Below are 25,189 nucleotides of genomic sequence, written 5' to 3'. Positions count from 1 at the left end.
CCCCGGTCCCGGAGGTCCCATGCGTCTCGCCCGCCGTGCTCAGCTCGCCGCCCGTTCCCTGCTCGGGCTCACCCTGGCCGCCGCGCCGGCCGTGGCCGGCACACCGGCCGGAGCCGCCGAAGCGGGCGACGCCCGGACGAGCGCGTCGGCGGGACTGCGGGACCCCGCGGCGAAGGAGATCGCGATGCGGCTGGTGTCCAGCGCGGAGAACTCCTCGCTGGAGTGGAAGAAGCAGTACCGCTACATCGAGGACATCGGCGACGGCCGCGGCTACACCGCCGGGATCATCGGGTTCTGCTCCGGCACCGGCGACATGCTGGAGCTGGTCGAGCGCTACAGCGCCACCGACCCCGGCAACGTACTGGAGAAGTACCTGCCCGCCCTGCGCGCGGTGAACGGGACCGACTCGCACCGGGGCCTCGGGGCCGGTTTCGAGCGGGACTGGCACAAGGCCGCGGCCGACCCCGGTTTCGAGCGGGCGCAGGACCACGAGCGCGACCGGGTGTACTTCGACCCCGCGGTGCGGCAGGCCCGGCAGGACGGCCTCGGGACGCTCGGGCAGTTCGTCTACTACGACGCGATGGTGATGCACGGGGCGGGCGGCCCGGACGGGTTCGACACCATCCGGGCGCAGGCGCTGCGCGCGGCGAGGTCACCGGCCGACGGCGGCGGCCAGGACGCCTATCTGCGCGCCTTCCTCGACGTGCGGGAGCGGACCATGAAGCGGGAGGCCGCGCACGAGGACACCAGCCGCATCGCCACCGCCCAGCGGGTGTTCGTGAACGAGGGGAACTTCGCGCTGCGTCCCCCGCTGGTGTGGAAGGTGTACGGGGACAGCTACCGGATCGACTGAGTCCGGGGCTCCATCGGCCCGTGCGGCGGTCCGCCGTGGTGCGGCCCGGCCTCGCGGTGCGCCACGGCCTCGCGGTGCGCCACGGCCTCGTGCCGCCCGACGACCTCGCAGTACGGCAGCGGCTCGCGGTAGTGCACCGGCTCGGGGTGCGCCACGGCGTCGCGGAGCGGCAGTACCGGGTCCGGGTGCACCACCGGCTCGTGCCGGGGCTCGGGCTCGTGGGACGGCAGCTCCTTCCGGGTCCGCACCGGCGACAGGAGCACGGGGAGGAAGGCGAGCGCCAGACAGCCCGCCCCCACCCACAGCGTGGTGCGGATCCCGACGAGCTCGCCCAGCAGGCCCGCGAGGGCGGAGCCGATGGCGAGGGAGCCGCTGAGCATGAAGCGGAAAGTGGCGTTCATGCGGCCGAGGAGCGGGGCGGGGGTGAGGCTCTGGCGCAGGCTCACCCCGAGGACGTTGTTCACCCCGATGTCGAAGGTGGTCAGCATCCAGCCGACCGCGGCGAGCGCGAGCAGCGGCCCGCGGTCGACCAGCGGCACGACGAGTGCGGCCGGGGCCAGGAAGAGGGCCGCCATTCCGATGCCGCGCCCGTGTCCGAGCCGGGCGGCGAGCGGGCGCGCGCACCGGGAGCCGAACAGGACCCCGAGGCCGCCCATCGCCCAGAACAGCCCCAACCACCCTGCGGAGAAACCGAGTTCGCGGGCGAACAGCAGCGGAAGCAGGGTGTTCACGAGCTGCGAGCCGAGGTTGCAGAGGGACGCGGTGAGGGCCAGGGCGCGCAGTTCCGGATGGTGCAGGACGTGCCGCAGCCCCTCCGCGATCTGGCTCCCCAGCGGTACCGGGCGGGCCGGACGGGCCGGGGCCGGCGACTCGCCGAGGGAGTACAGGCGGACCGCCGAGCCCAGATAGAGGAAGCCCGTGCTCAGCAGGGCGAACGGCGCGGTGAGCAGCGCCACCAGGCCGCCTCCGGCCCCGCGGCCCGCGACGTTGCCGACCGCCTGGACCCCGACCACCGCGGCGTTGGCCCCCAACAGCCCCGAGCGTCCGACGAGTCGGGGAATGATGCTCTGCGACCCCACGTCGAAGAAGACGGTGGCGCAGCCCTGGAGGAGGGCCACCGTGTACAGCTGTTCCAGCGTGAGCACCCCCAGCGCCCAGGCCGCCGGCACCGAGAAGAACAGCACGGAGCGGGTCAGGTCCGCCGCGATCAGTACGTTGCGGTGCCGCATCCGGTCCACCCAGGCCCCGGCGGGCAGCCCGATCAGCAGGAAGGCGAGGGTGCTCAGGGTGGCGAGCAGCCCGACCTCACCGGCCGTCGCGTCCAGGGAGGACACGGCGATCAGGGGCATGGCCACATATCCGATGTGGGTGCCGAGGTGGCTGAACGCGGTGGCGGTGAAGAGGGTCCGGAAACCCGCATGGTGCCACGGGCCGACGGGCCGGGGAGGTGTCTCAGACGGCATAAGTGGTACAGATGTTTCCGCAGACATGGGGGGTTCGGTGATGGGTCCCCGCAGGGTACTCCAAGGATTTAGCCACAGCTGAAATGACAACACGGCAAACGGTGGACGGCACCCTGAACATCGAGTTCACGGTGGAGGACGTGACGCGCACCAGATTCGCGCTGTCCCCGCTGTGGGAGGTGGTGGCCAGCGTCCGGGTGCTCAAGGGTGCCGACCGCCATGGCCTGCACCGCCGCTGGTCCACTCAGGTGAGACCGATACTGGAGACGGCGAAGCTGGACCTCGGGCCGCTGTTCGATCTGTTCGCCGTGCCGGCGTACGCGATTCCAGGCGTTCTGGTGCCGGCACCGACCACTCCCCAGCCCTCCCTTGAGGTGGAGCTGGCCGTGCTGCGCGCCACGCCGCCCGAGCGGCTGCGCACCCGGACGGCCGGGACGACCGAGGCGATGGCCGCACTCCAGGCCGATCCGGAGCGGCAGCTGGCCCGCCTCACGGACATCATCACGGCGTACTGGGAGGTGGCACTGGCCCCGTTCTGGCCGCGGCTCAGAGCGCTCCTGGAGGGCGACATACAGCACCGGGCGACCCTCTTCACCGAGGGCGGCACGCAGGCACTCCTCGACGGACTCGAACCTCGACTCGCCTGGGAATCGGAGGTGTTGAGGCTGCCGAACCCGTACCCCCGCCCGGCGTGCCGGCTCAACGGCCGCGGTCTGCTGCTGGTGCCCTCCGGATTCACCTGGCCGCGCGTGGTCGCCGCGCTCGCCGACGACGAGGCCCTGCCCACCCTGCGCTACCCGGCGCGCGGCATCGGCTCACTGTGGAACCCGCCCGCCGCCGTGTGCTCGGACGCGCTGGCCGGTGTTCTGGGACGCACCCGCGCACGCCTCCTGAGCGAACTCACCGCCCCCGCCTCCACCACCGAACTCGCCCACCGCCTGGGCATCACGCCGGGCGGCGCCTCCCAGCACCTGACCGCGATGCGCGCGGCCGGCCTGGTGGGGGCGCACCGCACGGGGCGGGTGGTGCTCTATGCCCGCACGGGGCTGGGCGAGGACATGACGCGGGTCAACTGACCCGCGGGCGTGACGCGTTGAAGGGGCCGGCCCCGGGTGTCGCGCGTGTGCGCGACCTCCGGGGCCGACCCCTGCTCCGCACGCGTCGGCGTGCGGGGTGAATCCCTGGTGCGTTGACGCTCCTGGAGGCGCCGGCGTCAGTGCGCGGTCGCCATCGGCTTCCCGCCGCGGTGGGACATCTCCTCGCCGGGCTCCATCGGGGCCGTCACCTCGTCGTCGTCGGCACGCTTGCCGATGTGGTTGAAGACGAGGTTGAGGACGACCGCGGCGAGGCAGCCGGTGGAGATGCCGGAGTCCAGGATGATCTTCGCGGTCTCCGGGAAGTGGTGGTAGAAGGTCGGGGCGGCGATCGGGATGATGCCGACCGCGAGGGAGACGGCGACGATCAGGACGTTGTTGTCCTTCTCCAGGCCCGCCTTGACGAGGGTCTGGATGCCGCTGGCCGCGACCGATCCGAAGAGCACGATGCCCGCGCCGCCGAGCACCGGGCGCGGGACGATCGCGATGAGCGAGGCGGCGATCGGACACAGGCCCATCAGGATCAGGAAGCCGCCGCCCGCCGCGACCACGAACCGGCTGCGGATCTTGGTCATCGCGACCAGGCCGATGTTCTGCGCGAAGGCGCTGCACATGAAGCCGTTGAACAGGGGGCTCACGGCGGAGCCGAGGGCGTCGGCGCGCAGACCCGCGGCGATGGTCTTCTCGTCGGCGGGCCGCTCGACTATCTCGCCCAGGGCGAGCATGTCGGCGGTGGACTCCGTCATCGAGACGAGCATGACCACGCACATCGAGATGATCGCGGCGAGCACGAACTGCGGGGCGCCGAAGTGGAACGGCGTCGGGAAGCCGATGACGCTCGCCTCGGTGATGGGCGTGAAGTCGGTGGCGCCGAACGGGATCGCGATGAGCGTGCCGATGACCAGGCCGAGGAGTACGGCGATCTGCTTGACGAAGCCGCGGGTGAAGCGGCGCAGCACCAGGACGATCACCAGGGTGATGCCGGCCAGGCCCAGGAAGGTCGTCGAACCGTAGTCGTCCGCCTTGGGGTTGGGGCCCTGCGCCCAGCCGAAGGCGACCGGGAGGAGCGAGACACCGATCAGGGTGATGACCGTGCCGGTGACGACCGGCGGGAAGAACCTGACCAGCTTGGAGAAGAAGGGGGCGCCGATGAAGCCGATCGCGCCGGCGACGATGATCGCGCCGAAGATGACCGGGAGCGCGTCCTCCTTCGACTGGCCGCCGGCTATGGCGAGCATCGGGGCGACTCCGGCGAAGGTGACGCCGTTGACGAAGGGGAGGCGGGCGCCGATCTTCCAGATGCCGAGCGTCTGGAGGAGGGTGGCGAGACCGGCCATGAAGAGGCTGGCGCCGGTGAGGAAGGTGAGTTCCTTGCCGTCGAGGCCGATGGCCGCGCCGACGATGAGCGGGGGTGCGACGACGCCCGCGTACATGGCGGCGACGTGCTGGAGACCGGTCGTGGCGAGCTTCAGGGGAGGCATCCCCTGGTCGACCGGGTGCTTCTCGGAGGGGGAAGGGGTGGACTTTTCCTCTTCGGCGGTGCCGTCCGCCTTGGAGCCTTGCGCGGTGAACCTGGGCGACTTGGCCACAGCGTCCTCCTGTCGTTTCCAGTGCCGGGATTGGCACGTGCTTCGGGGAGGTGTTGCGCGGTACAAGGTGCTGGTGGTGCGAGGTATTGAAAGGTGCCCGTGTTGCTGCGGGGTTGCAGCGTTGTTGCTGTGCCGTCGTTCGCGCCCGGATACGCCGGACCGCCCCGGGGGCGTGAAGCATTGGGCCACGCCCCCGGGAACGGCGCCTGAGCAGCCCGCTCGGCTGCTCAGTTCCGGCCGGGAGCCGTCCCTCCCGGCCGGAATTCTCTGCCCCCCGATGGGTGGTGGGGGGTCTTCGGTGGTACGAGGTGGTCGGCCTAGCGGGGCTGCGCGGCGATCCGCGCGAGCCGCCGGGCCTCGTCCCGCGCACTGCGGGCGATGGCGTCCTCGTCCACCGTGATCAGGTGGTTGTCCTCCACGACGGGCTTGCCGTTGACGAGGGACAGGGTGACCGGTGCCGCCGCGCCGAAGACGATGGCGGTGACCGGGTCGGCGATGGTGGAGTGGCCGAGGCCGTCGATCCTCCACATCACCAGGTCCGCGAGCTTGCCCGCTTCGAGCGAGCCGATCTGGTCCGCGCGGCCCAGGACCTGGGCGCCGCCGAAGGTGCCCAGACGCAGCGCCTGGCGGGCGTTGAGGGCCCGCTCGCGGTGCTCGGTGTTGAGGCGGTTGATCAGCAGCGCGTTGCGCAGCTCGGTGTGCAGCTCACCGGACTCGTTGGAGGCGGTGCCGTCGACGCCGAGGCCGACCGGTACGCCGGCCTTCAGCATGTCGGGGACCCGGGCGATGCCCGCGGCGAGGCGTGCGTTGGAGGAGGGGCAGTGGGCGACGCCGGTTCCCGTCCGGGCGAAGGCGGCGATGTCCGAGTCGTTCATGTGGACGCAGTGCGCCATCCACACGTCGGTGCCCAGCCAGCCCGTCGACTCGAAGTAGTCGGTGGGGCCCATGCCGAACAGCTCGTGGCAGAACTTCTCCTCCTCGACCGTCTCGCTGCCGTGGGTGTGCAGCCTCACTCCCTTGCGGCGCGCCAACTCGGCGCCCTGCTTCATGAGTTCGGTCGAAACGGAGAACGGCGAGCAGGGGGCGACCGCGATCTGGGTCATCGAGTCGAAGGAGGCGTCGTGGTGCTGGTCGACGGTCGCCTCGGTGGCGGCGAGCGCGCCTTCCAGGGTCTCCACCGCGAAGTCCGGCGGCAGGCCGCCGTCCTTCTCGCTGCGGTCCATGGAGCCGCGGGCCAGGGTGAAGCGCACGCCCATGTCGCGGGCGGCGGTGACGATGGCGGTGGAGAGGTCGCCCGAGTTCTTCGGGAAGACGTAGTGGTGGTCCATGGCGGTGGTGACGCCGCCGCGGGCCATCATGGCCAGGGAGCCCTGGGCGGCGGCCGTCACCATCGGCACGTCGATCCGCGCCCAGGTCGGGTACAGGGCGACGAGCCAGTTGAAGAGGTTGTGGTCGGTGGCCAGGCCCCGGGTGATCCACTGGTAGAAGTGGTGGTGCGTGTTGACGAGGCCGGGAGTGACGAGATGTCCGGTGCCGTCGATGCGGCGGACGACGTTCTCCAGGCCCTCGGGCGCCGCGCCCGCTCCGATGGACTCGATCCGGTTGCCCGCGACGACGACGTGTCCCGACGCGTATTCCGTGTCGTGGGCGTCGACGGTCGCGATCGCGCAGTTCTCGATGACGATGCGGGTGACGTCGTCGCGCGAAGCTTGTGCTGCCGGTGCTGCCATGGTGCTTCCTTTACCTCTGTGGTGATTGGGCACGGCAGGACCCTAGGAGGATTTGAGTGCCACGGACGCCGCTGGAGTGCGGCGTGCGCGGGTGCCGAGATGGTGGAAGAACAGGTTGAGTACGACCGCGACCAGTGCGCCGGCGCTGATGCCGGAGCCGAGGACGGTCTGCGCCCAGGCGGGGAAGTCCGCGTAGAAGGTGGGTGCCGCGAGCGGGATGATGCCCGCGCCGAGTGCCACCGCGACGAGGATGATGTTGGAGCTGTCGTCGAGTCCGGCCTCGGAGAGGGTGCGGATGCCGCTGACGGCGATCGAGCCGAAGAGGACGATGCCGGCGCCGCCGAGGACGGGCATCGGGACCATGGAGACGACCGCGCCGAGGACGGGGAAGGCGCCGAGGAAGAGCAGCGCACCTCCGGCGACGGCGACGACGTACCGGCTGCGCACCTTGGTGAGCGTGACCACGCCGACGTTCTGGGCGAAGGCGCTGGTGGGGAAGCCGCCGAAGACGGGGCCGACCAGGGTGGCGATGCCGTCGGTGCGCAGACCGCGGGTGATGGTCCGCCCGTCGCAGTCGCGTTCGCAGATCTTGCCGAGGGCGAGCATCCCGGCCGAGGACTCGGTCATCAGGACCAGCATCACGATGCACAGCGAGAGGATCGCTGCGGGCTGGAACTCGGGGGCGCCGAAGGCGAAGGGGGTGGGGAGCGCGGCGATCGGGGCTTCGCGCAGTCCGCTGAAGTCGGCGAGGCCGAACGGGACGGCGGCGAGCGTGCCGATCAACATGCCGAAGAGGAGCGCGACCTGCTTGACGAATCCCTTGCCGAACCGCTGGATGAGCAGGATGACGCCGAGGGTGAAGGCGGCGAGCGCCAGGTACTTCATGTCGCCGAAGTCGGCGGCCTCCTTGTCGCCGCCCTGCGCCCAGGAGACCGGGACGGGCATCAGCGTGACGCCGATCAGGGTGATCACGACGCCGGTGACCAGCGGCGGGAAGAAGCGCAGCAGCTTGCCGAAGAACGGGCCGATGGCCAGGCAGAACACTCCGGCGACCATCACCGCGCCGTAGATCGCGGGGAGTTGGTGTCCCGGTGCGCTCGTCTCGGCGATGGCGAGCATCGGGGCGATGCCGGCGGAGGAGGCCGCGTTGACGAAGGGGAGCCGGTTTCCGGCGAACTTCGCGACGCCGATGGTCTGCAGGATCGTGGCGAGTCCGGCGATCAGCAGGCTCGCGGCGATCAGCCGGGTCATGCCGGCGGCGTCCAGGCCGCAGGCCTGGCCGATGATGAGCGGAGGGGTGACGACGCCCGCGTACATGGCGGCGATGTGCTGGAGCGCGGCGGGGACGAGCCGCTTGGCGGGGAGCTTTTCGTCCACCGGATGCACGGGGTCGAGGAGGTCGACCGGCTTTCCGAGTGGAGTGCTCTCCTCTTTACGGGTGGAACACGGGCCTTCTGCTGCCGGCCCCTTTGCAGGCTGTGCCATGGATGTTCGTTCCCTCCGGTCCATCGGCGCCGCTCCCTACTGCGGGGAGGGAGCGGCGCGGACGTGACCGCGTCAGAGGTTGGTCATGTCGACCGGGATCTGCGGCTCGACTCCGTCCCGCAGGATGGTGGCCTCGATGAGGCCGTACGGGCGGTCGGCGGCGAAATAGACCTCGTTGTCGTTCTTCAGCCCGAACGGTTCGAGGTCGACCAGGAAGTGGTGGTTGTTGGGCAGCGAGAAGCGGATCTCGTCGACCTCGCTACGGCTGTTGATGACCCGCGAACCCATCTGGTACAGCGTCTGCTGGAGCGAGAGGGAGTACGTCTCGGCGAACGCCTGCAGCATGTGCTTCTTGATCTGCGCGTACGACTTCTCCCAGTTGGGCATCCGGCTGTCGTCGCTGGTCCAGTTGTAGCGCCAGGCTGCGGAGACGTCGGTGCACAGGATGCGGTCGTACGCCTCCTTGAGCGTCGTGTACTTGTCCTTGACGTAGCCCCAGAACTCCGAGTTGGTGGAGTTCATGACCGTGAGGTCCTTGAGGCCGGAGATGATCTCCCAGTTCGTCCCGTCGAAGGTGATCTGGGTGGTGCGCAGCTCCTGGCCCTTGCGGACGAAGGAGTGGTTGACCTCGTCGGACCCGATGAACTTGGAGTTGTTGTCCGAGGTGGCGATGCGCTCCCAGGAGTACTCCTCGATCCGGATGCGCGCCCGCTTGATCGGCTCCTGCGACGTCACGAAGTGACGGGCGAGGTGGATGCCGAACTGCTCGGCGGACTCGATGCCGTACTCCTTGGCGAACGCGTACACCGTGTTCTTGGTGGTGTCCGTGGGCAGGACGTTGGCGTTCGAGCCGGAGAGGTGGACCTCGGACATGTCGCCGGAGAGGGCGACCGAGACGTTGAGGTCCTTGATGTGGTGGGTGTCGCCGTCCCGCGTGATCTTGACGACGCGGTTCTCTGCTTTGCCGTACTGGTTCTGGCCGAGAATGGTGGGCATCGGTGCTAGCTCCCTCGGTATACGGAGTAGCCGAACGGGTTGAGCAGCAGCGGTACGTGGAAGTGTTCGCCCGGTACGACGGCGAAGGTGATCGCCACTTCCGGGAAGAACGCGCCGCTGTCCCTTACGCGGGGGGCGTCCTGCTGAGCCTCGGCTTCGGTCTTGCTCTTGTCTGCGAAGTAGGTCTCGGTCTCGAAGTCGAGCCGGACGTGGGTCGTTCCCTCCGGCAGGGCCGGGAGGTCCTTGCAGCGCCCGTCCGCGTCGGTCTTCGATCCGCCGAGCGTCAGCCACTGCGCGTCCGCGCCGCTGCGGGCGGTGAGCGTGATGGCGACGCCCTCGGCGGGGCGGCCGATGCTGGTGTCCAGGATGTGCGTGGACACCGAGGCGGTGGTTGCGGTACTCATCAGTTCTCTTCTTCCGATTCCACGAGGCGGGTCAGCCGGATGCGGTTGATCTTGCCCAGTTCGGTGCGGACGATTTCCCGCTCCTGCTCGGGCGAGTTGCCGCTCCGCTCACGCACCGCGTCGCGCATCTGCTCTCCGGTGGCACCGGTCGCGCAGATCAGGAAGACATGTCCGAACTTCTCCTGGTACGCCAGGTTCAGTTCGAGCATCTCGGCCTTGAGTTCCTCGGAGGCGCCGGCCATTCCGCGCTGTTCACGGGAGGAGGTCGGGTCCCCGGGCTTCGGGCGGCCGATCGGCGGGTGTCCCGCCATTGCCTCGGACAGGTCCTCGGCGGTGAGTTCCGCGAGGGCGGCGTCACTGGCGAGAAACAGATCCTCGGCGGAGGCGTACGGGCGCTGAGCGATGAGCTTGCTCCCCCACGCCGAGCTGGCACACACCTCGTGGAGCTCGGCCTGGGCCGCAGTCTCGGGGAGGGTGTTGAACCGGGAAAGGCCCGGTGTCTGGACCGAAGTCACGGGAGCCTCCGTGGCCTTGTGCTGGACGGGCTGCGCATAGCTAACGCCCTCAACAACTGGACGTCAACAGTTTGTTGAAACTTCGCGAACACAAAAGCCGCCGTCCCCTTGCGGGGACAGCGGCGGCTCAAAATGATCGATCAAACGGGGGGCATTTCGGCCCTCCGGGCGCCCTCAGGACGGGGCGACTAGTCCGTCTTGGAGGCGTTTTCCCTGTTCAGGTAGTTGTAGACGGTGAAGCGGGACACCCCGAGCGCCCCCGCCACCGTTTCCACCCCGTGCCGCACGGAGAAGGCACCGCGTGCCTCCAGGGTCCGCACGACCGACTGCTTCGCCTTGCGGTCCAGCTCGGCGAGCGGCATCCCGTGCCCCCTCTCCAGGGCGGCCAGGATGTGATCGAGGGAGTCCGACAGCTGGGGCAGCCGTACGGCGACGACGTCCTCGCCCTCCCAGGCGAGCACCACGTCGTCCCGGCCCGCCCGGCCGGGCTCCATCAGCTCGGCCCCCATGGCGTCGACGAGCGGCTTGACCGCCGTGACAAGTGGGTGGTCCCCGGGCTCGGTCATTTACCAGCCTCCCCGCTCTCGTCCTTGCCGGTGGCTTCACCGATCACATTGACCTGCAGCGAGACCCGGGTGGCGCCGGCGGCGAGGGACCGACGCAGCAGGGCGTCGACCGCGGTCAGTACCGCGTCCGCGCCGCCCTCCGCCGTATTGCCGAAGGGGCCTACGTCGACCGCGTCCAGCTCGGCCGCCTGGATCACCTCACGGGCCGCCACCGCGTGCGGCGGCGCCTCGTCGAGATCGAAGGGCTCGGTCGTGAACTCCACTCTCAATCGCACGCGCTCAACCTAGCGGGGGATTCACGAAATCCGGCAGCCCCTCTTGACAAGTGCGAAGCTCCGGTTGCAACCTTCCATCAAGCAGAAAACAACTTCCGCAATACGGAAGGAGCGCCGAACGCCTTATGGGCTACACGGACCAGCGCTTCGATGTGAACCTCTCGATCCTCTTCACGGAACTCCCGCTCCTGGAGCGTCCCGCGGCAGCAGCCGCGGCCGGCTTCACCGCGGTCGAGCTGTGGTGGCCCTGGATCGAGACCCCCACCCCCGACCAGGCCGAGCTCGACGCCCTGAAGAAGGCGCTCGACGACGCCGGCACCCAGTTGGTGGGCCTGAACTTCTACGCCGGGCAGCTGCCCGGCCCGGACCGCGGCGCGCTCTCCGTCCCCGGCGAGGAGTCGGACCGCTTCCGCGCCAACATCGACGTGGCGGCCGACTTCGCCGCCTCGGTCGGCTGCAAGGCGCTCAACGCGCTCTACGGCAACCGCGTCGAGGGCGTCGACCCCCAGATCCAGGACAGCCTGGCCCTGGAGAACCTCGTCCTGGCGGCCCGCGCCGCCGACCGCGTCGGGGCGATCCTGCTGATCGAGGCCCTGAACAAGCCGGAGTCGCCGCTCTACCCGCTGGTGAGCGCACCGTCCGCGGTCGCGGTCGTCGACAAGGTGAACGCGGCGACGGGCCTCGGCAACGCCAAGTTCCTGCTCGACCTCTACCACCTGTCGATGAACGGCGAGGACCTGAACGAGGTCATCGACGCCTACGCCGACAAGACCGGCCACGTCCAGATCGCGGACAACCCGGGCCGCGGCGCGCCGGGCACCGGCGACCTCGACTTCGTCGAGCTGCTCGGCCGCCTGAAGAAGGCGGGTTACGACGGCTGGGTCGGATGTGAGTACAAGCCGGGCGACCGCCCGAGCGCGGGCGCCTTCGAGTGGCTCCCCCAGCCGCTGCGCGCGGCCAACTGACGTACCTGACAAAGCTTTTGAGAGAGGCCCCCGAATGAGCACCCTCCCCAAGATCGGTTTCATCGGCCTCGGCATCATGGGCTCCCCCATGTCCGAGAACCTGCTGAAGGCCGGTTACGACGTCACCGGGTTCACCCTGGAGCAGGCCAAGATCGACCGCCTGGTCGCCGCCGGCGGCAAGGGCGCGGGCTCGATCGCCGAGGCCGTCAAGGACGCCGACGTCGTCATCACCATGGTGCCCGCCTCCCCCCAGGTCGAGGCCATCGCCTACGGCGAGGACGGCATCCTGGAGAACGCCAAGGCGGGCGCGCTCCTGGTCGACATGTCCTCGATCACCCCGCAGACCTCGATCGACCTGGCGAAGGCCGCCGCCGAGAAGGGCCTGCGCGTCCTGGACGCCCCGGTCTCCGGCGGCGAGGCCGGCGCCATCGAGGCCGTACTGTCGATCATGGTCGGTGGCGAGCAGGCGGACTTCGACTCCGCCAAGCCGATCCTGGAGGCCCTCGGCAAGACCATCGTGCTGTGCGGTCCGCACGGCTCGGGCCAGACCGTGAAGGCCGCCAACCAGCTGATCGTCGCCGTCAACATCCAGGCGTGCGCCGAGGCCGTGGTCTTCCTGGAGAAGTCCGGCGTGGACCTCGCCGCCGCCCTCGACGTCCTCAACGGCGGGCTGGCCGGCTCCACGGTCCTGACCCGCAAGAAGGACAACTTCCTCAACCGCGACTTCGCGCCCGGTTTCCGGATCGACCTGCACCACAAGGACATGGGCATCGTCACCGACGCCGCCCGCAACGTCGGTGCGGCGCTCCCCGTCGGCGCGGTCGTCGCCCAGCTGGTCGCCTCGCTGCGCGCCCAGGGCGACGGTGGCCTGGACCACTCCGCACTGCTCCGCGCGGTCGAGCGGCTCTCCGGCTCGCAGGTCTGACGAGCGTCGGGCCCACCCGCCCGACCTGCGGCTTCCTCACCGAAGCCGCCCCCAGTCTCCGGGCTGCGGCGGCGCTGACACCTGTCCTGTCGCGCCCAGGCGCCGCCGCGGCCCGGGTCCCTTTCGGGCTCCGCCCCGCTCCATTCTTAAATTCAACAAACTGTTGACGTCGCGTTCTCCGCGTACTTACGCTCCTCACGCCGCCAGCAGATCCCGCAGGAAGGTCCCAAGGTCACCATGTCGAAGCGTGTGCTCACGACCGAGTCAGGCGCCCCGGTCGCCGACAACCAGAATTCCGCCTCCGCCGGTGTCGGTGGCCCTCTCCTCCTCCAGGACCAGCACCTGCTGGAGAAGCTCGCCCGGTTCAACCGTGAGCGCATCCCGGAGCGCGTCGTGCACGCCCGCGGCTCCGGCGCCTACGGCTACTTCGAGGTCACGGACGACGTCACCGGCTTCACCCGCGCCGCCTTCCTGGGCGAGGTCGGCAAGCGCACCGAGACGTTCATCCGCTTCTCCACCGTCGCGGACAACCTCGGTGGCGCGGACGCGGTCCGCGACCCGCGCGGCTTCGCGCTGAAGTTCTACACCGAGGAGGGCAACTACGACCTCGTCGGCAACAACACCCCGGTGTTCTTCATCAAGGACCCGATCAAGTTCCCCGACTTCATCCACTCGCAGAAGCGCGACCCGTTCACCGGCAAGCAGGAGCCGGACAACGTCTGGGACTTCTGGGCGCACGCCCCCGAGGCCACGCACCAGATCACCTGGCTGATGGGCGACCGCGGCATCCCCGCCTCGTACCGCCACATGAACGGCTACGGCTCGCACACCTACCAGTGGACGAACGCCGAGGGCGAGGCCTTCTTCGTCAAGTACCACTTCAAGACGAACCAGGGCATCCGCTCCCTCTCCGCCGACCAGGCCGCCGAGGTCGTCGGCAAGGACGCCAACTCGCACCAGACGGACCTGCTCCAGGCCATCGAGCGCGGTGTGAACCCGTCCTGGACGCTGTACGTCCAGATCATGCCCGCAGCCGAGGCCGCGGACTACCGCTTCAACCCGTTCGACGTCACCAAGGTGTGGCCGCACTCGGACTACCCGCTGCAGCGCGTGGGCCGTCTGGTCCTGGACCGCAACCCGGACAACGTCTTCGCCGAGGTCGAGCAGGCCGCGTTCTCCCCGAACAACTTCGTCCCGGGCATCACCGCCTCGCCGGACAAGATGCTCCAGGGCCGCATGTTCGCCTACGCGGACGCGCACCGCTACCGGCTGGGCGTCAACCACACCCAGCTGCCGGTGAACGCGCCGAAGGCGACCGTCGCGGACAACTACGGCCGGGACGGCGCGCACGCCACCCGCTACGGTTCGCGCCACGACAAGAACTACGAGCCCAACTCGTACGAGGGTCCCGCGCAGACGGACGCCCCGCTGGGTGCTCCGCGCGAGCTGTCCGGCTGGACGGGCACGTACGCGAACGCCGCGCACGTCAAGGACGACGACTTCTTCCAGGCCGGTGAGCTCTACCGGCTGATGTCGTCCGACGAGCAGGCCCGCCTGATCGCCAACATCGCCGGCGGTCTCTCCCAGGTCACCCGCGACGACGTGGTCGAGAAGAACCTCGCCCACTTCCACGCGGCGGACGCGGAGTACGGCAAGCGCGTCGAGGAAGCGGTGCGCGAGCTCCGCGAGGACCAGTAGGCTCCGGCCGCTGTCGACCCACAGACCGCGGCCGGGACGTGACGGGAGGTCATGTCCCAGCCGCTGTCCGTGCCACCGGCCCGAATGAGGGGTGGCCGGGGGCACGGACACGAACGAGGCCCGCGGTGGCCGGCGAGCCAGTGCGGTGGTGAAGGTGGCTGAGCGCTTCTCCTCGACCTGAGCGGAGAGCCTTCGGCCACTCATCGCCCCACCGCGGCCTCATTCACCCGCACATGTGCACATCGCGCCAGGGCGCGGAGTACGGACGGTCCCGTACTCCGCGCCCTTCTCCGTGCGCGCGCGCCGCCCAGGGCGGCGCGGTGTCAGTAGCCGGCGGGCCGGATCAGACCGGACTCGTAGGCGAAGACGGCCGCCTGGGTGCGGTCGCGCAGCGTCAGCTTCGCCAGGATGCGGCTCACATGGGTCTTCACCGTCTGTTCCGCGACGACCAGTTCCGTCGCGATCTCCGCGTTGGACAGACCCTGCGCGACCAGCACCAGCACCTCCGTCTCGCGTTCGGTGAGCTCCCCCACCCGCTCCCGCACCTCCCGCAGCGGGCCCCGCGCCGCCCCGCTCACCCGGGAGAACTCGGCGATCAGCCGTTTGGTGAGGTTCGGCGCGAGCAGCGCGTCGCCGCCCGCCACCACCCGCACCGCACGGGCCAGTTCCTCCGCGGAGGCGTCCTTGAGGAGGAAGCCGGACGCGCCCGCCCGCAGCGCCTCGTACACGTACTCGTCGAGGTCGAAGGTGGTGAGGACCAGGACCTTCAGACGGTTGCCGGGGCGCTCCATCAGGATGCGGGTGGCGTCGATGCCGCCCAGCTCCGGCATCCGGATGTCCATCAGGACCACGTCCGGGTCGAGCTCCGCCGCCCGCTCCACCGCGTCGCGCCCGTTCACCGCCTGGCCCACGACCTCGATGTCCGGCTCGGCGTTGAGCAGGACGCCGAAGCCCTGGCGGACCATCATCTGGTCGTCGGCGATCATCACCCGGATCGTCATGTACGCGTGCTCCCCTGCGGGTCGGTGTGCGGTTCGGCGGTCAGCGGGAGGGTGGCCACGACCTCGTAGCCGCCGTCGCGCAGCGGCCCGGTGGCCAGTTCGCCGCCCAGCATGGCGACGCGTTCGCGCATTCCGAGCAGCCCGTGCCCGGCCCCGGGCGAGGGGGCGACGGGGCGCGCGGGGGCGGTGTTGACGACGCGCAGGGTGAGGGCCGCGGTGTGGTGGGCGACGGTGACCCGCACCGCGGCGCCCGGTGCGTGCCGCATGGCGTTGCTCAGGGCCTCCTGGACGATGCGGTACGCCGACAGCTCCACGCCCGGGGAGAGCCTGCCCCGCGTGCCGGTGGTCTCCGCCGCGACGTCCAGACCGGCCGCGCGGACGCCGGCGAAGAGGTCGCCGAGCCGGTCGAGGGTGGGCTGCGGCGACTGTCCGGCGCCACGTACGCCGTCGCCGGTGTCGGGCTCCGCGCTCCGCAGCACGCCCAGCACCCGGCGGAGTTCGGTGAGTGCCTCGACCGCGTTCTGCCGTATCCCCGCGAGGTTCTCGCGCAGCTCGGGCGACGGGTTCTCGGCCAGGTGCGGGGCGACCTGCGCCTGGATGGAGATCACCGACATGTGGTGGGCGACCACGTCGTGCAGTTCGCGGGCGATGCGGCTGCGTTCCTCCAGGAGGGTGCGGCGGGCGCGCTCCTCGGCCGTCAGCCCCTCCTGCTCGGCGAGCAGGCTGCGGGCGAGCCTGGCCCGGCGCTGGGCGCCCCCGGCGAGCGCGGCGACCGCCAGGACCGTCAGCGGCGCCGCGTGCAGCTGCTCCGGCCGCGAGACGGCCAGGGCGGCCCCCGCGGTGACCACCAGCGCCACCGCCACGGACGCCAGCCGCACCCGCAGCGCGAGCAGGAACACCGCCATGGCCTGCCCGAGGACGCCCGCCGACGACCACGGCCCCATGATCGAGACGTACGCGTCGTCCGCCAGCCACGCGCCGGCCACCACGCCCGCGGAGACGATCCACCAGCACACCGCCGGCCAGGCCAGTGCGGCGGCGAGCGGCACGGTGAGGCCCGCCGAGAGCAGCACCGCGAGGTCCCGGTCGATGCCGAACCCGTAGTGCAGGCTGTTCACGCTGCCGAAGAACACGCCGACCGCGAAGGCCGCCACCAGCACGTGCGGCATCAGCGGCGGCCAGCCGTCCTGCATCCGGGGCATCGGATTCGCCCGCAGCGTCAGCAGGTCCGCGCGCGCCTGCCTCGCCCCCGCCCCGACCAGCTGTTTCGTCCGGCCCATGGCCTTCGCTCCCCCCATGTACGTCACCCTATGCACGGCGCTCCTCCGACTCCCGGGCAGGTGACCCCCGTTGTACGACCAGGCCGCCCGCCGCACGGGTGCGCGCGGCCCCCTGCTCGTACACCCGGAAGGCCCCCCAGCACACCAGCAGCGCGCAGCCGAACGCCGGCAGCCAGCCGAGCCTGGCGAGCACCCAGCCCGCGCCGTCGGGCACGGTGTGCAGTCCGGGCAGCGGGCGGCCCGCGAACAGGCCGAGTGCGGTGACGGCGATCATCGCGGTCTGGTGCCACAGGAAGACGGTCATCGCGGAGAGGTTGACCAGGGCGACCGCCGCCCAGGCGAGCGGTCGCCGCAGCACCCGGCGCAGCGGGCCGAGCAGGAGCAGGGCGGCTCCGCACTGGGCGAGGCCGAAGCAGACGGCGGCGAGGGTGGGCGGGTTGAGGTTGGAGACGGCTGCCCCGGGGACGCCGACCATCGAGGCCGGGTAGCCGCCGAGGTGGACGAGCCCGGCCGTGGCCGTCGCACCGGCCGCGGTGAGGACGAGGCCGGTGGCGCGCCGGTTGCGGGGCTGGATCCGGCCGCGCGCCCACAGGGCGCCCAGGCAGTACGGGACGAGCCAGCCCGCGCCGAGATTGATCCAGCCCAGCTGGTCGGGGCCGCCGAGGCCGAACCGGATCAGGTCCACGTGCATCACCACCGCGAGCGGCCACAGCGGGTGCAGCCTCATGACCAGGGGGGTGGCGGCGGTCAGCCCGGCGAAGACCAGCAGGAACCAGAGCGGCGAGAGCACCAGCTTGAGCAGGGTGCTCACGGTGGCGGGCGCGACCCCGGCCACGAGCATCGCCGCGCCGACGGCCGCCCAGGTGAGCAGGACGGCGGCGACCGGCCGGGACAGCCGGCGCAGGCGGGCGGCCAGCCAGTCCCGGTAGCGCTCGCCCCGGGCACGGGCGGCGGCGTACCCCTGGGCGCCGACGTGACCGCCGACCATGAAGAAGACGGCGAGGGTCTGCAGCACCCAGGAGAGGGGGGCGAGTTCGGGCATCGCGTGCAGCGGGCTGGTGCCGTGGACGGTGCCGGTGTCGACGACGAGTGCGGTGACCATCCAGTGGCCGAGGACCACACCGAGGATGGCCAGGGCGCGCAGGGCGTCGATGCCCCGGTCCCGCCCGGCGGGGGTGGCCGCTTCGACGCGGCGGGCCAGGGTGCGCAGGGCGGTGGCGGGGCCGGTGTCACGCATGGCCGGGCGTCCGTACGTCCTCGTGCGCGGCGGCACGCACGGGTCCGGCACCGCTGCCCGGCCTGTCCGCCCCGGTGCCTGTGGTGCCTGTGGTGCCCGCGACGATGTGTGCCAGGTTCCGCAGGGAGCGGGAGCCCGGCTTCAGGTAGCCGCTGTGGTCGCTGTCGCCCGCGTCGAAGTGGCGGGCACCGTAGGCCGGGTTCATCGGGTCCTCGCCGAAGCCTATGGTCAGCAGCGGGAGTTCGAGGGAGACGTGCGGGACTCCGCCGATCCAGTCGGCGCTGCCCCGGCCTGCCCAGACGGTGGCGCGGGTGCCGAGCGCGTCGGCGTGCGCGACGCCGGTCCCCGGGCTGCCGTACACGACGAGGTTGTCGGCCCTGAGGCCGTACGCGGCGCGGGCGCAGACGACGCTGCCGTAGGAGTGGCAGAGCAGGGAGACCTTGGCCGAGGGGCGGATTCGCGCCAACTCGGCCGTGAAGTCGATGAGTTCGGCGGCCCCGGTGTCGGCCCGGTCCGGGGTCACGGCGTCGGTGCTGACGGTGGCCGGGGTGCGGTAGCCGACCCAGGCGACGACCGCCGCCCCCTCCCCCAGCTCGTCCAGGAGGGCCCGCGCACCGTCGCGCAGCCGGTCGTAGCTGTCCACGGAGGTGTCGGCGCCGGGGACCAGGACGGCCGTGCGTCCGGCCCGCGCGAGGTCGCCGAACACCTCGACGGTGCGTCCGCCCTCGCGCCCGTCGAAGGAGAGGAACTGCCGTGCGGGGTCGGCGAGTCGGCGCAGGGAGGCGGCGCGCCGGTGTGCGCCGGTGTCGTCGGCGGCGCGGGCCGCGGCGCGGATGTCGGCGCGCCGGGCGGCGTACCGTCCGGCCAGTTCGCCCGCGGTCGGGGAGTCCAGCGGGGCGAGTACGGCGGGGGCCGGAGCGGGCACCTCGGTGGCCCCGGCCGCGCCCGCCACCGGTACGGCCACCGACGCGGCGACGAGGGCGGCGAGCAGCGTGCGGCGCAGCCGGCCCCGTCGGGGGGCACGCGGGGTGCCCGCGGGGGTGCCTGAGCTGGGACGGGGCGGCGTCATGGCGTCGGGTGGTCCTTCCGTACCTGGCAGCGTGTGCTGCTGGTACCGAAGTTATGGATCACCCGTCGTCGTCCGCGTCACGCGCGGGAGTGCACCTGACGCGTCCCTCTCAGGTATGACACGGGCTACCCGGCGGGTACCCCGGAGCGGTCCGGGCGGGCGGCGGGCCGCCCCCTACGGGGACATCTGCGGGTACGCCGGAGGGGCCGGCCCCCGCGTGCTGCGGTGGCCGGCCCCTGGTCGCCGCGTGCGGTCGCCTCCCCGGCCCGCCGGACGGGGAGGCGCGATCCGCGGTCGCGGGCGGTGTGCTACTTGGCGGCGAACGGGCGGATCGCGGTGGGCGCGTGGCCGGGCTCGGTCACGACGTCCTCCCACTCGTTGACGGCGTCGATGCCGGCGCCGCTCATCGAGATGTTGGTGATGCGCTCCAGGATCGCCTCGACGACGACCGGCACCTGGAACTCCTGGGCCAGCTTCTTCGCCTCCTCGAAGGCGGGCAGCAGCTGGTCGGGCTCGGTGACCCGGATGGCCTTGCAGCCCAGGCCCTCGACGACCTTGACGTGGTCGACGCCGTAGACGCCCAGCTCGGGCGAGTTGATGTTCTCGAACTCCAGGTTGACCTGGAAGTTGATGTCCAGGTTGCGCTGGGCCTGGCGGATGAGGCCCAGGTAGGAGTTGTTCACCAGGACGTGGACGTACGGGATCCTGTGCTGCGCGCCGACGGCCAGCTCTTCCAGCATGAACTGGAAGTCGTAGTCGCCGGAGAGGGCGACGACCTGGCCCTCGGGGTCGGCGGTGGCGACGCCGAGTGCGGCCGGGATGGTCCAGCCGAGCGGGCCGGCCTGGCCGCAGTTGATCCAGTGGCGCGGCTTGTAGACGTGCAGCATCTGCGCGCCGGCGATCTGGGAGAGGCCGATGGTGGTGACGTAGCGGGTCTCCGGGCCGAACGCCTTGTTCATCTCCTCGTAGACGCGCTGCGGCTTGAGCGGCACGTTGTCGAAGTGCGTACGGCGCTGGAGCTTGGCCTTGCGGTCCTGCGTGGAGGCGGCCCAGGCGCTGCGGTCGGGCAGCTTGCCCGCGGCCTTCAGCTCCTTGGCGACCTCGACGAACAGTTCCAGGGCGGCCTTGGCGTCGGAGGCGATCCCGTAGTCCGGCGCGAAGATCTTGCCGAGCTGGGTGGGCTCGATGTCGACGTGGACGAACTTGCGGCCCTCGGTGTAGACGGCCAGGTCGCCGGTGTGGCGGTTGGCCCAGCGGTTGCCGATGCCCAGGACGAAGTCGGACTCCAGGAAGTTCGCGTTGCCGTAGCGGTGCGAGGTCTGCAGGCCCACCATGCCGGCGTTCAGCTCGTGGTCGTCGGCGAGGATGCCCCAGCCCATCAGGGTGGGGATGACCGGGGTGCCGGTCAGCTCGGCGAACTCCACCAGCAGGTCGGAGGCGTCGGCGTTGATGATGCCGCCGCCGGCGACGATCAGCGGGCGCTCGGACTCCAGGAGGAAGGAGATGGCCTTCTCGGCCTGGGCGCGGGTCGCGGTCGGCTTGTAGACCGGCAGCGGCTGGTACGTCTCGGGGTCGAACTCGATCTCGGTGAGCTGCACGTCGATCGGCAGGTCGATGAGGACCGGGCCGGGACGGCCGGAGCGCATCAGGTGGAACGCCTCCTGGAAGACGCCGGGAACCTGCGCGGCCTCCAGGACGGTGGTGGCCTTCTTGGTGACCGGCGCCGCGATCTTCGCGATGTCGACCGCCTGGAAGTCCTCCTTGTGGAGCTTGGCGACCGGCGCCTGGCCGGTGATGCACAGGATCGGGATCGAGTCGGCGATGGCCGAGTAGAGCCCGGTGATCATGTCGGTTCCCGCGGGACCGGACGTACCGATGCAGACGCCGATGTTGCCGGCGTTGCTCCGGGTGTAGCCCTCGGCCATGTGGGACGCGCCCTCGACGTGGCGGGCGAGCGTGTGCTTGATCCCGCCCCCGACCTGGAGGGCCTTGTAGAAGGGGTTGATCGCCGCGCCGGGCACGCCGAACGCGTGGCTGACGCCTTCGCGCTTGAGGATCTCAACTGCTGCGAGTGCAGCGGTCATACGGGGCATCGGGTCACTCCTGCTTCAGGGCCGCTTTTCCGTAATGCGGAAGTACTGTTCTGCTATGTGGAAGCAACATAGGATGCGGGGGTGGTCACGTCAAGAGAGCTGTCCACGGATCGGGAGAAGCGGGCGGCCGGAACGCGCGCCGGGAGGTGCGCGCGGTGGAGTGCCGCTGGGGCCGCGCGGTACGGGCGACGGAAATGAGCCGAAGTACCTGCAAAGCCTTCACAGTTGGTGTGACCATGGACGACACAGCGCATCGGGCGGTCACCCCACGTCCCGCCCCGTGTGCTCTCCGCTGAACCGTTACTGCCCGGAACCCGCCTGGGAGGTCGCCCGATGGGAAGCAGCGTGCCGGTGCGGTGTCCCGCCTGCCTCCGCGATCACGCTTTCGTGCCGCCGGTCTTCCCCTGCGCGTGCGGCGCGCCGCTGGCTCCGCCGCTGCTGCGCGACGCCGCGCCGCAGCCGATCACCCGCCGGACCTGGACGGACTCCTGGGTGACGGTCCGCTGCCCGTCCTGCGGCCGGCAGGACCAGTGGCCGCAGCCCGAGCTGGGCTGCGGCTGCGGCACGGTGCTGCGGATCCCGGTCCGCCCGGTACCGGCGGCGGGCACGGACGGCCCGGCCGAAACCGTGCGCCCCGCGGGCGAGCGGGAACACCCGGGAACGGCCGGTGACCCGGCGACGCCGCCCGCCCGGGACCCCTCCGTCCACGGCCCGGCGGCGCAGGGGCCGCCCGCCCAGGGACCGCCCGCACCGGAGGTGCCCGCGCACGGACCGGCCGCGTGGACGCCCGCCGCCCAGGCGCCGCCCTCGCACGGACCGGCCGCCGCCGACGGCCCCGACCACGGGCGCGACGACACGCGGCCGGCCCTCCCGGGCGCGGAACCGGCACCCGTTCCGCCTCCCGCAGGAGCGCTCCCACCCGGCCCGCCGACCGTCCCGGACGCCCACGGGGCCACGCCCGCGCGCACCCGGCCGCCGTTCCGGCCGCTCGCCATCCGCAGCGCCAGGGACGCCGTGACCGCCGCCGCGCTCTACCTCAAGTGGCTCGGCTTCCGGGACATCCTCCAGTCCCCGGAGCACCCCGCGTCCGGCATAGACCTGCGCGCCCCCGGCCTGGTCGCCCAGGTGGACCCGCGCACCGAGCCGTCCACCCTGCGGGACGTCGAGACGCTCTGGCTGCACGGGCTGAACTCGTCGGCGCTGAGCGTGTTCTTCTCGCTCGCCGGATACGCCCAGGACACCCGGGCCCGAGCCGACTCGCTCGGGGTGCCGCTGTTCGTGATCGACCGGACGGGGACGCCGCAGCCGGCCAACACCAGCGCGGACTCGCTGGTGCTCAGCGGTGCGTGACGGGTGCCGCCGCGCGGCCGCGGGCCGACGCCCCGGGGCCGCGGCACCCGCCGTCGGCGGGACACGCGATACTCGTGGCATGTCCGTACGCCGTGCGACCGTCGCAGAGCTGCCCCTCCTCCAGGACATCGAGCGCGCCGCGGGCGAACCCTTCCGCGCGCTCGGCATGCCGGAGATCGCGGACGACGACCCGCCGCCGCTGGACCTGCTCTCCGCGTACCAACGCGACGGCCGGGCATGGGTGTTCGCCGACGCGCAGAACCTTCCGGCGGCGTACCTGATCTGGCAGGAGGTGGACGGGGCGGCGCACATCGACCAGGTGTCGGTGCATCCGCGGGCCGCCCGGCGCGGGGTGGGCCGCACCCTGATCGACCATCTGTCGCGGGTGGCCGGACCGACCAGCCTGACCCTGACCACGTTCGCGGAGGTGCCGTGGAACGCCCCCTACTACACACGCCTCGGCTTTCGCGCGCTCGGCGAGGCGGACCTCACCGCCGGACTGCGGGAGATCCTCGTCGAGGAGGCCGCCCTGGGTCTCGACCACTGGCCGCGCGTGTGCATGAGACGCGCGCCCGCGAGAGCACGGCGGGGCGGGTTCTAGGGGCGGCGGGCGCCGGAGTCCCAGACCCAGGCGGCGATGCCGACCCGGTTGCCGGCCTTCAGCTTGCGCTGGATGTGCGTGATGTGGGTCTTGACCGTGCCGGCCGAGATGAACAGGCTCTCGGCGATGCCCGCGTTGGTGAGACCGTCGGCGACCAGCTGGGCGATCTCCAGTTCGCGCGGGGTCAGCTTCTCGGCCGCCGCGGCGGCCTGCGGGCCGGGCGTGGCGAGACGGCGCAGCAGCCTGGTGGTGATCTGCGGGCTGATCAGCGAGTCACCCTCGACCGCCGCCCGTACCGCCTCGACCAGCAGCGGCGCACCGGAGCGTTTCAGCAGGAAGCCGTACGCCCCGGCCCGTAACGCGGAGTGGACGTACTCGTCGACGTCGAAGGTGGTGACGACGACCACCTTGACCTCCGGCGCCTCCTGGCCGAGTCTGCGGGTCAGCTCCAGTCCGTCCATCCGCGGCATCCGGATGTCCGTGAGCAGGACGTCGGGGCGCAGTTTCGTCGTGAGGTCGAGCGCCTCACGGCCGTCGCCCGCGCTCCCGATCACCGTCATGTCGGGCTGCAGGTCGAGGATGGAGGTGAAGCCTTCTCTCACGACTCTCTGGTCATCAGCGATCACGATGCGCGTCGTCATGATGCGATCTTCGCACGGGTAGCATGCAATCACATGACAACCCAAATCGACGGGCTACGACGCCCAGTTGGGGCTGCCGTGCTCGCGGTGGCCGCCGTATCGGTCGGCCTGGCAACGGGCTCGTCGGTGTCGAATCTGATCAAGTGCTCCACGACTTCCGCCGTGCTCGCGGCAATCGTGATGCTGGTCTGGTTACCGGGCCGGGCGCAGCCCCGGATTCTTGTCGCCGCCCCGCTCTACTGCGTGGCCTCCCTCTACGTGACGTTCCGGTACCAGGGGCCCGCCGACAACACCTCGGCACTGTGGATCCTGGCCGAGTCCTTCGTCGCGCTGGCACTGATCGTGCCCGCGGTGCGCAACCAGCGGCCGGTCGCCTCCGCCGGGGTGGCCCTGGCCCTGGTGATGACCGCGTCGCTGCTGCCGCTGCGCATCGCGCTGACCCTGGAACCGCCCTCGGAGCCCCGGCAGGCGGCCGTGCTCTGCCTGGTGTGGGGGCTCGCGGCCTGCGCGGTCGTCGGCGCTTCCTGCTATTTGCGGACACTGGACAACCGCAGGCGGCGCACCCTGGTCGCGGAACGCCGCGCCCATGAGCTTCAAGTCGCCAGGGAACTGCACGACTTCGCGGCGCACGACGTCACCGGGGTGATGGTGTTGGCGCAGGCCGCCCGCATGCTGGCCGAGAGTTCGCCCGACCAGGCCCTTGCGCTGCTTCCGCAGATCGAGGATGCAAGTGTGCAGGCCCTGAAGTCAATGGACCGGACGATCAGGATATTCAGCCGGCTCGAAGGGGAGCGCCGGGCCGACCGGGACAAGGGGGGCGAGCCCGTCGAATCCGCCCCGGGCAACGACCGGAGCGGCCCGGAGGGCGAGGGCGGGCGGGCCCGGCGGCTCAGTCAACTGCCCGCGCTGGTCGAGCAGTTCGAACGCAGTGGGGTGATTCCGGTGCGTACCGTGGTGCCCCCGGGTGCGCTGGAGGGCCTGCCCGAGCCGGTCGACTCGGTCGGCTACCGGGTGGTGCTGGAGGCCTTCACCAACGTCCGCAGACACGCCCCGGCGTCCCCCCGGGTGTCGGTGACCGTGCAGCGGACGACCCGCAACGGCGCTCCCCTGCTGCGGCTCGTCGTGGACAACGAGCCCGCACCGCCCGACGCGGCCCTGGGCACCCCGGAGGTCGAACGCGAGGGGGGCGGCACCGGAATCCCCGAACTCCGCAAGCGGCTGGCCGAGTTGGACGGCGAGCTGACGGCGGAGGAGTCGCCGGACGGCGGCTGGCGGGTGACCGCCCTCCTCCCGCTGCGAACGGAGCAGGTCTCCGCGCCGGTACGCAAGCACGGAAGAACGGTCCGGGCCTCGACGTAG

The 25,189-nt window shown here is 71.3% G+C and carries 23 protein-coding genes; 8 read left to right on the top strand and 15 right to left on the bottom strand.

Annotation, left to right across the window (positions count from 1 at the left end; genetic code table 11):
- The first annotated feature begins 19 nt into the window (after positions 1–19).
- Complete coding sequence (locus ACFYVL_RS15255) at positions 20–853, top strand: chitosanase (RefSeq protein ID WP_389244713.1); 834 nt, start codon at positions 20–22, stop codon at positions 851–853.
- Here ACFYVL_RS15255 and ACFYVL_RS15250 read toward each other — a convergent pair.
- Positions 838–2,316 carry an MFS transporter gene (locus ACFYVL_RS15250; protein ID WP_389244711.1) on the bottom strand — a complete coding sequence of 493 codons (1,479 nt, stop codon included), beginning with the start codon at positions 2,314–2,316 and terminating at the stop codon, positions 838–840. The two genes, ACFYVL_RS15255 and ACFYVL_RS15250, sit on opposite strands and share 16 nt — an antisense overlap.
- Before the next feature lie 83 nt (positions 2,317–2,399).
- On the opposite strand from ACFYVL_RS15250, the gene ACFYVL_RS15245 reads away from it, so the two are divergent.
- Positions 2,400–3,392 (top strand): ArsR/SmtB family transcription factor, encoded by a 993-nt coding sequence (locus tag ACFYVL_RS15245; protein ID WP_389244709.1) that lies wholly within the window; start codon positions 2,400–2,402, stop codon positions 3,390–3,392.
- A 137-nt stretch (positions 3,393–3,529) separates the two neighbouring features.
- Here ACFYVL_RS15245 and ACFYVL_RS15240 read toward each other — a convergent pair whose 3' ends face one another.
- The 8 genes from ACFYVL_RS15240 to ACFYVL_RS15205 all read right to left on the bottom strand — a co-directional run bounded on the left by ACFYVL_RS15240 (position 3,530) and on the right by ACFYVL_RS15205 (position 10,970).
- Positions 3,530–4,891 (bottom strand): nucleobase:cation symporter-2 family protein, encoded by a 1,362-nt coding sequence (locus ACFYVL_RS15240; protein WP_389244837.1) that lies wholly within the window; start codon positions 4,889–4,891, stop codon positions 3,530–3,532.
- Positions 4,892–5,316: 425 nt separating this feature from the next.
- Complete coding sequence (locus ACFYVL_RS15235; protein ID WP_389244707.1) at positions 5,317–6,729, bottom strand: 8-oxoguanine deaminase; 1,413 nt, start codon at positions 6,727–6,729, stop codon at positions 5,317–5,319.
- A gap of 42 nt (positions 6,730–6,771) precedes the next feature.
- Positions 6,772–8,214 carry a nucleobase:cation symporter-2 family protein gene (locus ACFYVL_RS15230; protein ID WP_389244705.1) on the bottom strand — a complete coding sequence of 481 codons (1,443 nt, stop codon included), beginning with the start codon at positions 8,212–8,214 and terminating at the stop codon, positions 6,772–6,774.
- A 72-nt stretch (positions 8,215–8,286) separates the two neighbouring features.
- On the bottom strand, positions 8,287–9,210 hold the full coding sequence (pucL, locus tag ACFYVL_RS15225) for a factor-independent urate hydroxylase (protein ID WP_389244703.1): 924 nt from the start codon (positions 9,208–9,210) through the stop codon (positions 8,287–8,289).
- Positions 9,211–9,215: 5 nt separating this feature from the next.
- Positions 9,216–9,614: a hydroxyisourate hydrolase gene (uraH, locus tag ACFYVL_RS15220; RefSeq protein WP_389244701.1), complete on the bottom strand. Its 399-nt coding sequence runs from the start codon at positions 9,612–9,614 to the stop codon at positions 9,216–9,218.
- Entirely contained in the window at positions 9,614–10,129 is a 516-nt protein-coding gene (gene uraD / locus ACFYVL_RS15215; RefSeq protein WP_389244699.1) for a 2-oxo-4-hydroxy-4-carboxy-5-ureidoimidazoline decarboxylase, read from the bottom strand. Before uraD ends, uraH begins: the two co-directional genes overlap by 1 nt.
- Before the next feature lie 188 nt (positions 10,130–10,317).
- Positions 10,318–10,695, bottom strand: a complete 378-nt coding sequence (locus ACFYVL_RS15210; protein WP_389244697.1) for a helix-turn-helix domain-containing protein — start codon at positions 10,693–10,695, stop codon at positions 10,318–10,320.
- Positions 10,692–10,970: a hypothetical protein gene (locus ACFYVL_RS15205; protein WP_389244695.1), complete on the bottom strand. Its 279-nt coding sequence runs from the start codon at positions 10,968–10,970 to the stop codon at positions 10,692–10,694. Before ACFYVL_RS15205 ends, ACFYVL_RS15210 begins: the two co-directional genes overlap by 4 nt.
- 125 nt (positions 10,971–11,095) lie before the next feature.
- On the opposite strand from ACFYVL_RS15205, the gene ACFYVL_RS15200 reads away from it, so the two are divergent.
- From ACFYVL_RS15200 to ACFYVL_RS15190, 3 genes are all read left to right on the top strand, one after another.
- Complete coding sequence (locus ACFYVL_RS15200; RefSeq protein WP_389244693.1) at positions 11,096–11,935, top strand: TIM barrel protein; 840 nt, start codon at positions 11,096–11,098, stop codon at positions 11,933–11,935.
- Positions 11,936–11,969: 34 nt separating this feature from the next.
- Positions 11,970–12,860, top strand: a complete 891-nt coding sequence (locus ACFYVL_RS15195; RefSeq protein ID WP_389244691.1) for a 2-hydroxy-3-oxopropionate reductase — start codon at positions 11,970–11,972, stop codon at positions 12,858–12,860.
- 237 nt (positions 12,861–13,097) lie between these two features.
- The gene (locus ACFYVL_RS15190) at positions 13,098–14,558 is read left to right on the top strand and encodes a catalase (RefSeq protein ID WP_389244689.1); all 1,461 of its coding nucleotides are present in this window, start codon (positions 13,098–13,100) and stop codon (positions 14,556–14,558) included.
- A 323-nt stretch (positions 14,559–14,881) separates the two neighbouring features.
- Here ACFYVL_RS15190 and ACFYVL_RS15185 read toward each other — a convergent pair whose 3' ends face one another.
- The 5 genes from ACFYVL_RS15185 to gcl all read right to left on the bottom strand — a co-directional run bounded on the left by ACFYVL_RS15185 (position 14,882) and on the right by gcl (position 21,238).
- On the bottom strand, positions 14,882–15,559 hold the full coding sequence (locus ACFYVL_RS15185; RefSeq protein WP_389244687.1) for a response regulator: 678 nt from the start codon (positions 15,557–15,559) through the stop codon (positions 14,882–14,884).
- On the bottom strand, positions 15,556–16,857 hold the full coding sequence (locus ACFYVL_RS15180; RefSeq protein ID WP_389244685.1) for a sensor histidine kinase: 1,302 nt from the start codon (positions 16,855–16,857) through the stop codon (positions 15,556–15,558). Before ACFYVL_RS15180 ends, ACFYVL_RS15185 begins: the two co-directional genes overlap by 4 nt.
- A gap of 10 nt (positions 16,858–16,867) precedes the next feature.
- Positions 16,868–18,076, bottom strand: coding sequence for an acyltransferase (locus ACFYVL_RS15175; RefSeq protein ID WP_389244683.1), 1,209 nt, complete (start codon positions 18,074–18,076; stop codon positions 16,868–16,870).
- Complete coding sequence (locus tag ACFYVL_RS15170; protein WP_389244681.1) at positions 18,069–19,145, bottom strand: alpha/beta hydrolase; 1,077 nt, start codon at positions 19,143–19,145, stop codon at positions 18,069–18,071. Before ACFYVL_RS15170 ends, ACFYVL_RS15175 begins: the two co-directional genes overlap by 8 nt.
- Positions 19,146–19,453: 308 nt before the next feature.
- Positions 19,454–21,238: a glyoxylate carboligase gene (gene gcl / locus ACFYVL_RS15165; protein ID WP_389244679.1), complete on the bottom strand. Its 1,785-nt coding sequence runs from the start codon at positions 21,236–21,238 to the stop codon at positions 19,454–19,456.
- Between the two features lie 333 nt (positions 21,239–21,571).
- On the opposite strand from gcl, the gene ACFYVL_RS15160 reads away from it, so the two are divergent.
- Both ACFYVL_RS15160 and ACFYVL_RS15155 read left to right on the top strand, forming a co-directional pair.
- The gene (locus ACFYVL_RS15160; RefSeq protein ID WP_389244677.1) at positions 21,572–22,588 is read left to right on the top strand and encodes a hypothetical protein; all 1,017 of its coding nucleotides are present in this window, start codon (positions 21,572–21,574) and stop codon (positions 22,586–22,588) included.
- Between the two features lie 79 nt (positions 22,589–22,667).
- A complete protein-coding gene (locus ACFYVL_RS15155) occupies positions 22,668–23,189 on the top strand; it encodes a GNAT family N-acetyltransferase (protein WP_389244675.1) in 522 nt (173 codons plus the stop codon).
- On the opposite strand, the gene ACFYVL_RS15150 is transcribed toward ACFYVL_RS15155, so the two are convergent.
- Positions 23,186–23,830, bottom strand: a complete 645-nt coding sequence (locus ACFYVL_RS15150; RefSeq protein ID WP_389244673.1) for a response regulator — start codon at positions 23,828–23,830, stop codon at positions 23,186–23,188. The genes ACFYVL_RS15155 and ACFYVL_RS15150 overlap by 4 nt on opposite strands.
- A 33-nt stretch (positions 23,831–23,863) precedes the next feature.
- Here ACFYVL_RS15150 and ACFYVL_RS15145 point away from each other — a divergent pair, with 33 nt between their 5' ends.
- Positions 23,864–25,189, top strand: coding sequence for a sensor histidine kinase (locus ACFYVL_RS15145; RefSeq protein ID WP_389244671.1), 1,326 nt, complete (start codon positions 23,864–23,866; stop codon positions 25,187–25,189).

The organism is Streptomyces sp. NPDC004111 (assembly GCF_042874215.1).
Classification (GTDB): Bacteria; Actinomycetota; Actinomycetes; order Streptomycetales; family Streptomycetaceae; genus Streptomyces.
The sequence above is the reverse complement of the archived record's forward strand: the minus strand, read 5'-3'. Positions and strand labels throughout refer to the sequence as shown.